This is a genomic window from Stenotrophomonas sp. JAG2, assembly GCF_041080745.1.
In the GTDB taxonomy this organism is placed as follows: domain Bacteria; phylum Pseudomonadota; class Gammaproteobacteria; order Xanthomonadales; family Xanthomonadaceae; genus Stenotrophomonas; species Stenotrophomonas maltophilia_AA.
This window is the reverse complement of sequence record NZ_JBEUMH010000007.1, coordinates 36341-48379: the sequence shown is the minus strand read 5'-3', so window position 1 is coordinate 48379 and position 12039 is coordinate 36341. Positions and strand designations below refer to the sequence as shown.

Below are 12039 nucleotides of genomic sequence, written 5' to 3'. Positions count from 1 at the left end.
TGGGTAAGGCCGGTTCAGAACACCGACGCGTAGCGGTCCAGCTCGATCTGGATGGATTTGGTGCGGGTGTAGGCGCGCAGCGTGGCCAGCCCGTTCTCGCGGCCGACACCGGACTGCTTGTAGCCACCCACCGGCATCTGCGCAGGCGACTCGCCCCAGCTGTTGACCCAGCAGATGCCGGCCTCAAGCTGGTGGATCACCCGATGGGCGCGCGCCAGGTCGGGCGTCACCACACCGGCGGCCAGGCCGTAATCGGTATCGTTGGCGCGGCGCACCGCCTCGTCCTCGTCCTCGTCGTCGTAGGCCAGCAGGCTCATCACCGGCCCGAAGATCTCCTCGCGCACGATGCGCATGTCATCGCGGCAATCGCTGAAGATGGTTGGCGCCACGTAGCAGCCCTTGCCCAGCGCACCCTCGGTCAGCCGTTCGCCGCCGCAGACCAGGCGCGCGCCGTCGGCCTTGCCGCTGGCGATGTGCTCGAGCACGCGCTGCATGTGCGCGGCGCTGACCAGCGGGCCGAAGTTGGTGTCCTTGGCCAGCGGATCGCCGATGCGGATGCGCTTGACCCGCTCCAGCAGCTTGGCTTCGAACGCTGCCAGCCTGCCGCGCGGCACGAACACGCGGGTGCCGTTGGTGCACACCTGGCCGGAGCTGTAGAAGTTGGCCATCATCGCCACGTCGGCGGCCAGGTCCAGATCGGCGTCGTCGCAGATGATCAGCGGCGACTTGCCACCCAGCTCCATGGTGACGTCCTTGAGCGTGGAGCTGGAGGCGCCGGCCATCACCTTGCGGCCGGTGGCGGTGCCGCCGGTGAAGGAGATCTTCTCGATCAGCGGGTGCTCGGTCAGCGCCGAGCCGACGCCGGCGCCATCGCCGGGCAGCACGTTGAACACGCCATCGGGCAGGCCGGCCTCGGTGAAGATTTCCGCCAGCTTCAGCGCGGTCAGCGGGGTGACCTCGCTGGGCTTGAAGATCATCGCGTTGCCGGCGGCGAGCGCCGGGGCGGCCTTCCACAGCGCGATCTGGATCGGGTAGTTCCAGGCGCCGATCGCGCCGACCACGCCCAGGGGTTCCTGCCGGGTGTAGAAGAAGCTGCTCTCGCGCAGTGGCACCTGGCTGCCTTCCAGCCCGTGCATGACCCCGGCGTAGTACTCCAGCACGTCCGCGCCGGTGACCACGTCCACGCTCAGCGTTTCACTCAACGCCTTGCCGGTGTTGCGCGATTCCAGCTCGGCCAGTGCGTCGTTGCGCTCGCGCAGCAGTTCGACCGCGCGCAGCAGGATGCGCGAGCGCTCCACGGTGGTCAGCGCGGCCCACACTTTCTGGCCGGCCTGGGCGCTCTCCACCGCAGCGTCGAGATCGTCGCTGTTGGCGCTGTGGACATTGGCGAGCAGCTCGCCGTTGGCCGGGTTGATGACCTCGAAGGTCTTGCCGCCCTGGGAAGGAACGTAACGGCCGCCGATGTACAGCAGCTGGTCGGGGAAGGTGGGCATGTCGATGACTCCTTTGCAGCGGGAGACCAGCGGGCGTCAGCGCGTGAGATGCAGGAACTGCAGGTGACGCTCGTACTGGTCGATGATGTCGTTGATGATCTGCTGGCGGCTGTAGCCGACCAGCTCGTAATCCTGTCCGCCTTCGTAAAGATGGACCTCGGCGCGGTAGTAACGCTGGTTGCGGAAGCGCTGCGCGGCGAACGAAGGCGTGAGATAGCCGCGCATGATCACCTGGTAGGTGAAGACCTGTTGTTCGCCGTGGTCCACCAGCAGCTCCATGTGACCCGGCTCGAACTTGGTCTGCACGTCCAGTCCCTGTTCGAGCAGCTGCGCGGCGACCGCTTCGATCGCCGGCTTCACGTCGGTGTCCATGAAGCGGTACACCTCATCGCGCGCCGGGAAGTGCACCGCCTGGGTGATGCGCTGGCGCCAGCCACGCTGATGCCGCGATTGCCCGATCAACGGGATCGGCGAGTACTGCGAGGCTTTCTTGCGCTGTGACTCTTCGCCCAGCGCACGGGTCAGGCCCCACAGCATCAGCAGCAACACCACCGAGAACGGCAGCGAGGCCAGCACCACGGCGGATTTGAGCGCGTCCATGCTGCCTGCCAGCAGCAGCCCGGCCGTAACCAGACCGGTCATCACGCCCCAGAACACGCGCAGCCAGCGCGGACCGTCGTCTTCCGGATTGCCGCCCTGCGAGGACAGCGTGGACAGCACCACCGTGCCCGAGTCGGCCGAGGTGACGAAGAAGATGAAGCTGACGATCACCGTGACCGCGATGACGGTGCGGCTCCACGGATAGCTTTCCAGCAGTGCATACAGCACGGTCGGTGGGTTCTCCACCGCCATCTGCGCCAGGTGCACCTGGTCGTGATGCAGGATCTGATCCAGCGCGCTGTTGCCGAAGATCGACAGCCACGCCAGGGTGAAACCCAGCGGAATCAGCAGCACGCCCAGCACGAACTCGCGGATGGTGCGGCCCCGCGAAATGCGCGCGATGAACAGCCCCACGAACGGGGCCCAGCCGATCCACCAGGCCCAGTAGAACACCGTCCAGTTGCCCAGCCAGTCCGGCCGCCCGCCGTAGGCGTACACATCGAAACTCTTGCCGACCACGTTGCCGAGGTAGTCGCCCATGTTCTGGATGAAGGCGTTGAGCAGGTACTGGGTGGGCCCGGCGAACAGCATGAACAGCAGCAGCGAGATCGCCAGCAGCATGTTGATGTTGGACATCCAGCGCACGCCTTTCTCGACGCCGGAGACGGCCACGGTGATCGCAGCGCCCATCATCAACACGATCAGCCCGACCTGCACCCAGGCCGCGTGCGGCACCGGGAACAGGGTGTTCAGGCCGGCGTTGAGATGCAGCACGCCAAAGCCCATGTCCGCGCCGAGGCCGAACACGGTGGCGACGATGCCCAGCGCATCCACGGTGTAGCCGATCGGCCCGTTGATGCGCTTGCCGATCAACGGATACAGCGCCGAGCGCAGCGCGAGGGGCAGGTTGTGGCGGTACGCGAAGTAGGCCAGCGCCATCGCCGCCAGCGCGAACACGCCCCAGCCATGCAGGCCCCAGTGCAGGAACAGCAGCTGCATCGCCTGGCGCGCGCTGGCCTCGCCGCTGCCGGTGCCGCCCTGCGGCGGCAGCAGGTAGTGGGTCAGCGGCTCGGAGACGCAGAAGAAGAACAGGGTGATGCTGATGCCCGCGGCGAACAGCATGCCGGCCCAGGACAGATAGCTGAATTCCGGTTCGTCATGGTCCGCGCCCAGTTTGACGTTGCCATAGCCGGACAGCGCCACGCCGACCACGAAGACCAGGTACACGGTCATCGCCAGCAGGTAATACCAGCCGACATTGCGCGACGCCCAGGTCTGGGCATCGAGCAGCATCACGCCGGCATCGATCGGAAACACGGTGACCAGAATGGCGAATGCCGCCACGATCGTGGCGGCAAGCAGGAACACGGGTCGAAGCGTGCGCACCTCGGACAGAGGCGGCTCCACGGTACTCATGGGGTGGGGGATACTCCCGGTGCCGGAGCGGCAGACGGCGGGATTTATCGCACAGGCGCTGTGGACAGCCTGTTTACGCCGCTGCGAGGCCCGCCGCGCAAGGGCGGCGGGTGCACAGGGGTCAGCGCAGCGCGCTGCTCGGCACGTCGATCGACATCGCCAGGGCGAGGTGATCGGAGAACGCGGCCGGCACCGCCTCGGCACTGCGTTGCTGCAGGCCGTTGCTGAGCAGGATATGGTCGATCGCCCGGTCCGGGCGCCAGCTGGGGAAGGTCGGCACCACGCAGCCCGGCGGCTGCAGCGTCGTCTTCTGGTACAGCACCTGCATTTCCGGACGTTCGGCCAGGCAGTTGAAATCGCCCATCAGCACCGCGTTGGGATGCTCGGAGAGCAGATCGGCGATGAAGGCCAACTGCGACATGCGCGAATTGGTCCCCAGCGACAGATGCGCCACCGCGACTGCCAGGCCCTGGCTGCCTTCACCGAACTTGGCCAGCAGCACGCCGCGCCCGCCGATCCGGCCGGGCAGGGCGTGGTCCTGGACCTCGACCGGCTCGAGCTTGCTGAGCAGGCCATTGGCGCTGGACGCGACCCCGCCCATGCGGCGGTTGGGCTGGTGGCTCCAGTAATTGAAGCCGGCGCGCTCGGCCAGATAGTGGGTCTGGTTGGTGAAGCCCGAGCGCAGGCTGCCGGGGTCGGCCTCCTGCAGGCCGACGATGTCGTGCTCACGGGCCATCTGCGCGATGGCATCCAGGCTGGTTCGTTTTCGCCCGGCCGGCAGTGCGTGCGACCAGCTGCGGGTCACATAGTCACTGTAGCGGCGGGTGCTCGAACCGGCCTGGATGTTGGCCGTCAGCAGGCGCAGGGTCCGCGTGTGGGGGGAATTCACGACGGTTCGCTGGTGCTGGATCAGTTGGCCTTGCCGGCGCGTTCGCGCGCGATCAGGTGATCGGCGATGCGCAGCATGTCCGGGAAGCCCTTGCCCTTGACCAGGTACTTGCCGTTGACGATCACCGACGGGGTGCCGGAGATCTTGCTGCGCTGGGCGAACTGCTTGGCCGAGTTGGTCTTGGCGTTGACGGCGAAGCTGCCCATCATCGCGGCGAACTGCTTCGGATCGGCGCCGTGCTTGCCGTAGAAGTTGGCGATGTCTTCGACCGAATCACGGCCGCGCTCGCCCTTCAGGCTCTGCTCGGCGTGGATCGCGGCGTACATGGCTTCGTGGGTCTTTTCCTGCAGGCCCATCGCCTGCGCGGCGTAGAACGCACGGCCGTAGTCATCCCAGGTGCCGCCGAACATCGCCGGCACGTAGACGAAGTTGACGTCGCTCGGCAGGCCAGCTTTCCACGGCCCGATCAGCGGCTGGAACGCGGCGCAGGCCGGGCACACGTAACCGAAGATCTCGGCGACTTCGATCTTGCCGGTGGCCGGCTGGAACGGCTGGCCGTTTTCGATCACCACATAGTCGGTGCCGGCGACCGGCTCCGGGCCGGTCGGGCGCGAGGAGGCCGGGGCCGGCGCCGGGGTGGTGGCTTCGGCAGCGGCGGTCTCGGCGGCGGCGGTTTCACCGCTGGCGGCCGGGGCCTGCTCGGTCGGCGTCGCCGCTTCGGTGGCCGGGGTGCTGCTCGGCGCGGCCGGTTCGGCCGGGGCGGTGGTGTTGGCGGTACCGTCCTGGGCCTTGCAGGCGGCCAGGATCGGCAGCAGGGCCATGAGCGTAATGGCGAAACGGGTCTTCATCGAAGCATCTCCAGCGGATGAGCATGTTGGGGCCGATGCTGGGAGCATCGGCCAGGGAAGCATGATGACACGCGGAAACGAGCGTCCCGCGTGCACGGTGCGTGATGGTTCAGCGAGCGCTGTCAGAGCGCCTTGCCGCTGCGCGCACGGGCGATCAGGGCATCTGCGTTGCGCAGCATGGCCTCGAACGAGTCGCCCTTGACCAGGTACACGCCATTGATGATCAGCGTCGGCGTGCCGGGCACCTTGGTGCGCAGGGCGAAGGCACGGGCAGCCTTGACCTTGGCGTCCACCGCATCGCTCTTGAGCGCGGCGATGTACTGCGGCGGGGCCACGCCAAAGCCCTGGTAGAACGCAGCCAGTTCATCCGGCGAGACGTTCTGCATCGGCAGCGAGCCCTTCTCATGCAGGGCGTCGAACATGGCGCGGTGGCTGCGCTTGGCGACGCCCAGCTGATCGGCGGCGTAGTAGGCGCGGGCGAACGAATCCCATACGCCACCGAAAGCGGCCGGCACCGGGGTGAAGCGGACATCCTTGGGCAGCTTGGCGGCCCAGGCTTCCAGCTGCGGCTCGAAGTGCGCGCAATGCGGGCAGGTGTAGCCGAACATCTCCACGACTTCGACCTTGCCGGCCAGCGGCGCGAACGGGCCGGCATCGGCGATGCGGTCGTAATCCTTGCCCTCCACCAGCGGGGTCGGGGTGGCGGCGAGGGTGCTCAACGGGCTCAGGGCCAGCAGCAAGAACAACAGGCGGGGCATCAACGTCATCTACATCCATCTCCATACAGAAAAAACGACGCCGGCCCAGTCGCCGGCGTGGCAGTGAACATACTCCGCCAGCCACGGCGGTCGCATCTGTCATCCGACCAAGGGGATGCGCTGCGGTGCGGGCGGTGGTTACGGTGCCTGCGTGCCCCCGGCAACGGTGGCGGCAGCGGCGACATCATCGGCCCGGTTGTGCAGGCCCTGCAGGTAGCTGGCCAGGGCCTGGATCTCCTGCTCGGTCAGCGACTTGGCGATCGTGGCCATGATCTGGAAGTGGGCCTTGTCGGTTTCCTGGGTGGTTCCGGCCTGGTACTCCTGCAGCCGACGGGCAACGTAGGCCGAGTGCTGGCCGCCGATGTGCGGGTAAGCCGGGCCCGGATTGCCGGCGCCGGTCGGGCCGTGACAGGCCATGCAGGCCGGGATGCTGCGCTCGGCATCGCCGCCGCGGTACAGCTGCTGGCCGATCTCGAAGAATTTCTTGCCGGCGTATGGGCCTTCGGCCACGGCGCCATCGTCGGCGATGCCGGCGGTGGCCTTCTGCGTGGCGAAGTAGGCGCCGATGTCGCGCATGTCCTGCGGGGTGAGGTCCTGCACGAACGGCACCATCGCCGCCGAAGCCCCGGAGGTGCGCTGGCCATTGGCGATCAGGGCCATCTGCTGGGCGCTGTAGCGCTCGCTCTGGCCGGCGATGCTCGGGTACATCTCCACCGTGGAGTTGCCATCGGCCGAATGGCAGGCCGCGCAGGCCGCGGCCTTGGTCTGCCCGGCCTTGGGATCGCCCCAGGTGGTTTTGCTGAAATCGACCTCCAGCGAGGCGGTCTTGATCGGCCCGTTGTCCGGCAACGGGGTGATCGAGGTCTGGGCAACGGCAACGGCGGCGAGCAGCGAGACAGCAAGTGCGGAAACGGCAAGAACGCGAGCATGGCGCATGCGGAAGCTCCGTGTGGACCGGCCTGGCGGTTGCGGGACCGCAACCACGGGGATCGCCCGATTATCAACGCCGTTTCACGCCACGGTCAACGCAGGGTGCAGCAAAACCGAGCGCGGGCAGCGCGGATCGGGCCCGGACATGCGATCCTATACCCATGTCATTGCTCCTCGAACGCGCCCAATACCTGCTTTCGGCCCACAACACCCGGCAATTGCCGGACGACGTGGGCGCGGAAGTCGCCTTTGCCGGTCGCTCAAACGCCGGCAAATCCAGTGCCCTCAACGCCCTGACCCGCCAGAACAGCCTGGCCCGGGTCTCCAAGACCCCCGGCCGCACCCAGCAGCTGGTGTTCTTCGAGGTCACCCCGGAGGCCAAGCTGGTCGATCTGCCGGGTTACGGGTACGCCAAGGTCCCGTTGGACCTGCAGGCGCACTGGCAGGCCTTCATCGACCAGTACTTCCGTACCCGCGAGGCCCTGCGTGGCCTGGTGGTGGTGATGGACATCCGTCATCCGCTGAGGGACTACGACCGCCAGATGCTCGCCTATGCGGTGCAGCGCGGCCTGCCGGCGCACGCGCTTCTGACCAAGGCTGACAAGCTCGGCCGCGGCCAGCAGGGCATCGCCCTGCAGAAGGTGCGCAAGGAGCTGCAGTCCTCCTTCGGCGATACCGTCAGCGTGCAGACCTTCTCCGGCCCCGCCCGCCAGGGCGTGGATGAAGCCCGTGGGATCATCGGCGGCTGGCTGGGCCTGAACAAGCCGGCGCCGGAAGCGACCTGACCCCGGGCGTTGCTGCGGTCCAATGGGCCGCACCGCGCCGGTAGTGCCGGCCCCTGGCCGGCTGCTCTTTCCATCAGATGTATCGGGTGCCGGCCAGCGGCCGGCACTACCGGAATGCGCCTGCCGCCCGTTGTACGGCGCGGTCGTGTCCCCTCATTCCGCCGGCAGCGGCGCGAATTCGCCCGGCACCCAGGCAAACGCCTCACCTTCGCGACGCACGTGTCCCAGCCCCGGGAATGGCAGGTGCGCGCCCGCCACCCACCAGCCCTGATCCGCCGCCTGCGCCATCATCCGGCGCCGGCTGGCGATCGCGGCCACGCGGTCGCTGTCCGCTTCAAACGACGCCTGCGGCTGCGCGAACTGCACCGCGTGGAAATGCACGAGGTCGCCCCAGACCAGCAGTTGCTGGCCGGCGCCGCCATCGATGCGATAGGACACATGGCCGACCGTATGCCCATGGCTGTCCAGTGCGGTGATGCCGGCCGGCAAGTGGTCGCCAGGCGCAAAGCGCTTCAGTTTCCCGCTCGCCGCATACGGCGCCACTGCCTTGCGCGCCAACGCGAAGGCAAAGCGCACGCCCTGCGGCGCGGTCGCTTCGCTGGCCGGGTCGAGCCAATACGCGGCATCGGCGGCCGACAGCCACACCGTGGCATTCGGGTAGGCAAGCTTGTCCTGCGCATCGAGCAGGCCACACAGGTGGTCGGGATGGGCGTGGGTGAGCACGACATCATCCACCTCGGCCGGGTCGTAGCCGGCCTTGCGCAGGTTGCCCAGCACCTGGCCCAGCCCGGGACCGAAGCACTGCGCGGTCCCGGTATCGACCAGGGTCAGGTGATCGCCCTGCTGCACCAGGTAGGCGTTGACGGCGGTCTGCAGGCCCTTGCCATCCTCCGGCACGTAGCGGTGATCGAGCAGCCGGGTGACCGCGCCGGGCGCGATCCCGACCAGCGCCTGCCGACCCAGGGCGACGGTGCCATCGAACAACGCCGTGACCTGCAGCGTGCCGATCTGCTGGTGATAGACGCCAGGCACCTGCTCGCGCGGGGCGTGCGTGGTGGTGGCCAGTGCGGGGCTGGCGGCAGCGGCCAGCAGCAGGGCCGTGGCGAGCGTACGAACGCGGGGGAAGGACATGACGGATTCCGTACAGGGCGGCAGCGCCGCGGTGTCCCCATGCTGCGCGTCCTGCGGACTGCGTTCCGCTCAGAATGCCGCGCGATCCGCTCGCGCTCAGCTGTTGCCGATCGCCGCCGGTTCCAACCCGTAGCGCTCGACGAAGCGCTTGCTGAAGCTGCCCAGCGAGCGGTAGCCGACGCGCGCGGCCACCGTCTTCAACGGCAGGCGGGTGGTGTAGAGCAGGCCCATGGCATGTGCCAGCCGTGCATCGGTGATCAGTTCGCGCACGCTGGACTGCTCGCTGGCCAGCCGCCGGCGCAGCGTCGCACCGCTGAGGCCGAGCTGCGCTTCGAAATCGCGCGACTGCCAGTCGCGCTCGGGCTGGGCGGCGATCAGATCGCGGATGCGCTCACCCAGGCTGGGCTCCGGGGGAACCAGCAGGCTGCCGTGCCCGCGCCGGCAGAACGCCACGGCAAGCGATGCCAGGGCTAGCCGTGCTTCGGTGTACTGGCCGTGTTCCAGCGCCTGCCGCCACTGCAGCAGGGTCGCGCCATGCTCGGCGAGCGGCAGCCTGGCCAGCGCATCGCCGGCCTCGGGCAACGGCTCGTTCCACAGCGCCCGCGCGGCCGTGAGCGCTTCGGCGCACATCGGCACGATCGCACTGAGGTAGAGCCCACTATGCGGATCGGGAATGTTGACCACATCGATGCGGCAGCGGCGGGTGATCAGGAACAGATCGCCCGGCGCGAATTCCAGGGACTGCTGCGCGGTGCGCACCTGTTTGCGTCCCTGCAGCAGGATCGCGAACTGCGGCTGTGGAATCTCCACCGACGAGGCGCCATGCTCGCGGCGCGCGGTGATGCAGGCGTAGCCGTCCGCGCGCTGGCAGTCCGCCAGGCTGGCCAGGGTCGCCAGCAGGGAGGTGGTGGTATCGATCGGCACGGACATCGCTCAGCCCGCCACGTTGAACAGTCGGCCGACCAGGGCGGCCGCCGCCATCGCGATCGCGCCCCAGAAGGTCACGCGCAGCGCGCCACGCAGGCGCGAGGCGCCACCGGCATGCGCGGCCAGGGTGCCGGTGAGGCACAGTCCCAGCAGCGTGACGACGGTGGTCGCCTGGCCGACGATGGCATGCGGGGCGAGCAGCGCGGTCAGCACCGGCAATGCCGCACCACTGACGAATGCGCCCGCCGAGGCCAGGGCCGCCTGCATCGGGCGCGCGCGCAGCTCCTCGGTGATGCCGAGCTCATCGCGGGCGTGGGCGCCGAGCGCGTCGTGCGCGGTGAGCTGTGTAGCGACTTCATGCGCCAGTGCGGGAGTCAGCCCGCGGTGCCGGTAGATCGCCGCCAGCTCCTCCAGCTCGCTGTGCGGGTCTTCGTGCAGTTCGCGCTTTTCCACCGCCAGGTCGGCCAGCTCGGTATCGGCCTGGGACTGCACCGAGACATACTCACCGGCCGCCATCGACATCGCGCCGGCCACGGTCCCGGCGATGCCGGTGGCCAGAATCGTCGAGGCCGAGGCGCCGCTGGCGGCGATACCGACCACCAGGCCGGCCACCGAGACGATGCCGTCATTGGCGCCGAGCACGGCGGCACGCAGCCAGCCGACACGGTCGGAGCGATGGACTTCCGGATGACGGGATCTGCTCATGGGCTCAGTTTAGGGCCAAGGCAGCGTCAAGCCCATGCCAGTAGGATGCTGAAAACCGTCACGGTGACACGACGGCAGGGGACGCCACGATATAGTGCGCCCTTGCGATGCGGGGGCGCGAACCCCACATCCCCGCCCTGACCAGAATTCTGCGAGCCTCCCCTTGTCGAGCCCCAGCCACGTCGCCGAGACGCCGATCACCGACCGTAATGAACTGGTCGCCACGTTGGCCTCCGGCGAAAAGCCCAAGGCGCAGTGGCGCATCGGCACCGAGCACGAGAAGTTCGGCTTCCGCCTGGATGACCTGCGCCCGCCCACCTTCGACGGCGACCGCGGCATCGAAGCGCTGCTCAACGGCCTGACCCGCTTCGGCTGGGATCCGGTACAGGAAGACGGACGCACCATCGCGCTGCTGCGCGACAACGCCTCGGTGACCCTGGAACCGGCCGGCCAGCTGGAGTTGTCCGGCGCGGCGGTGGAAACCATCCACCAGACCTGCGTGGAAACCGGCACCCACCTCAACGAGGTGGCGCAGGTCGCCGGCGAACTGCAGCTCGGCTTCCTCGGCATGGGCTTCCAGCCGAAGTGGACGCGCGATGAGATGCCGTGGATGCCCAAGGGCCGCTACAAGATCATGCGCGAGTACATGCCCAAGGTCGGTACGCTCGGCCTGGACATGATGACCCGCACCTGCACGGTGCAGGTCAACCTGGACTACGCCACCGAAGCGGACATGGTGAAGAAGTTCCGCGTGTCGCTGGCGCTGCAGCCGATCGCCACCGCGCTGTTCGCCGATTCGCCGTTCACCGAAGGCAAGCCCAACGGCTACCAGAGCTACCGCTCGCACATCTGGACCGACACCGACAACGACCGCACCGGCATGCTCGACTTCGTCTTCGAAGACGGCTTCGGTTACGAGCGTTACGTCGATTACCTGCTCGACGTGCCGATGTACTTCTCCTACCGCGACGGCAAGTACCACGATGCCAGCGGCCAGAGCTTCCGCGATTTCATGGTCGGCAAGCTGCCGGTGCTGCCGGGCCAGCTGCCCACGCTGCGCGACTGGTCCGATCACATGACCACCGCGTTCCCGGAAGTGCGGCTGAAGAAGTACCTGGAAATGCGTGGGGCCGACGCCGGCCCATGGAGCCGCCTGTGCGCGCTGCCCGCATTCTGGGTAGGCCTGCTGTATGACGATGCCGCGCTCGATGCCGCGTGGGACCTGGTCCGCGATTTCAGCCTGGTCGAGCGCAATGTCCTGCGTGATGGCGTGCCGCGCCATGGGCTGAAGCTGCCGTTCCGCAACGGCACCGTGCTTGATCTGTCGCGCGAAGCACTGAAGATCGCCGTGGCCGGCCTCAAGCGCCGCGCCGCGCGCAATGCCGATGGCCAGGATGAAAGCAAATTCCTGGACGTGCTGCAGGAGATCGTCGATTCCGGGTTGACCCCGGCCGATCGCAAGCTGGCGCTGTTCCATGGCGAGTGGGGCGGCAACATCGATCCGGTGTTCAAGGAATTCGCGTACTGAGCGGTTGATCCGGGGTGACAACCAACGGT

At 67.9% G+C, this 12039-nt stretch carries 11 protein-coding genes; 2 read left to right on the top strand and 9 right to left on the bottom strand.

What is annotated here, in order from left to right; translation table 11 throughout:
• Window positions 1–14: 14 nt before the first annotated feature.
• From betB to AB9O74_RS10600, 6 genes are all read right to left on the bottom strand, one after another.
• Window positions 15–1493, bottom strand: coding sequence for a betaine-aldehyde dehydrogenase (betB, locus tag AB9O74_RS10625; protein ID WP_369349287.1), 1479 nt, complete (start codon window positions 1491–1493; stop codon window positions 15–17).
• A gap of 36 nt (window positions 1494–1529) precedes the next feature.
• Window positions 1530–3509 (bottom strand): choline BCCT transporter BetT, encoded by a 1980-nt coding sequence (gene betT / locus AB9O74_RS10620; RefSeq protein ID WP_176988207.1) that lies wholly within the window; start codon window positions 3507–3509, stop codon window positions 1530–1532.
• 121 nt (window positions 3510–3630) lie between these two features.
• Entirely contained in the window at window positions 3631–4368 is a 738-nt protein-coding gene (locus AB9O74_RS10615) for an endonuclease/exonuclease/phosphatase family protein (RefSeq protein ID WP_346478937.1), read from the bottom strand.
• A gap of 50 nt (window positions 4369–4418) precedes the next feature.
• Complete coding sequence (locus AB9O74_RS10610; RefSeq protein ID WP_369349286.1) at window positions 4419–5246, bottom strand: thiol:disulfide interchange protein DsbA/DsbL; 828 nt, start codon at window positions 5244–5246, stop codon at window positions 4419–4421.
• Between the two features lie 122 nt (window positions 5247–5368).
• Window positions 5369–6013 (bottom strand): thiol:disulfide interchange protein DsbA/DsbL, encoded by a 645-nt coding sequence (locus tag AB9O74_RS10605; protein ID WP_369349285.1) that lies wholly within the window; start codon window positions 6011–6013, stop codon window positions 5369–5371.
• A gap of 129 nt (window positions 6014–6142) precedes the next feature.
• Complete coding sequence (locus AB9O74_RS10600) at window positions 6143–6940, bottom strand: cytochrome c (RefSeq protein WP_369349284.1); 798 nt, start codon at window positions 6938–6940, stop codon at window positions 6143–6145.
• A gap of 155 nt (window positions 6941–7095) precedes the next feature.
• On the opposite strand from AB9O74_RS10600, the gene yihA reads away from it, so the two are divergent.
• Entirely contained in the window at window positions 7096–7719 is a 624-nt protein-coding gene (yihA, locus tag AB9O74_RS10595; RefSeq protein WP_179460072.1) for a ribosome biogenesis GTP-binding protein YihA/YsxC, read from the top strand.
• A gap of 153 nt (window positions 7720–7872) precedes the next feature.
• Here yihA and AB9O74_RS10590 read toward each other — a convergent pair whose 3' ends face one another.
• The 3 genes from AB9O74_RS10590 to AB9O74_RS10580 form a co-directional block, all read right to left on the bottom strand.
• Window positions 7873–8850, bottom strand: a complete 978-nt coding sequence (locus AB9O74_RS10590; protein ID WP_369349283.1) for an MBL fold metallo-hydrolase — start codon at window positions 8848–8850, stop codon at window positions 7873–7875.
• A gap of 96 nt (window positions 8851–8946) precedes the next feature.
• Window positions 8947–9780: a helix-turn-helix domain-containing protein gene (locus AB9O74_RS10585; RefSeq protein WP_346478854.1), complete on the bottom strand. Its 834-nt coding sequence runs from the start codon at window positions 9778–9780 to the stop codon at window positions 8947–8949.
• A gap of 3 nt (window positions 9781–9783) precedes the next feature.
• On the bottom strand, window positions 9784–10482 hold the full coding sequence (locus tag AB9O74_RS10580; RefSeq protein ID WP_369349282.1) for a VIT family protein: 699 nt from the start codon (window positions 10480–10482) through the stop codon (window positions 9784–9786).
• Window positions 10483–10645: 163 nt separating this feature from the next.
• On the opposite strand from AB9O74_RS10580, the gene AB9O74_RS10575 reads away from it, so the two are divergent.
• Window positions 10646–12010, top strand: coding sequence for a glutamate--cysteine ligase (locus AB9O74_RS10575; protein WP_369349281.1), 1365 nt, complete (start codon window positions 10646–10648; stop codon window positions 12008–12010).
• The last annotated feature ends 29 nt before the right edge of the window (window positions 12011–12039 follow it).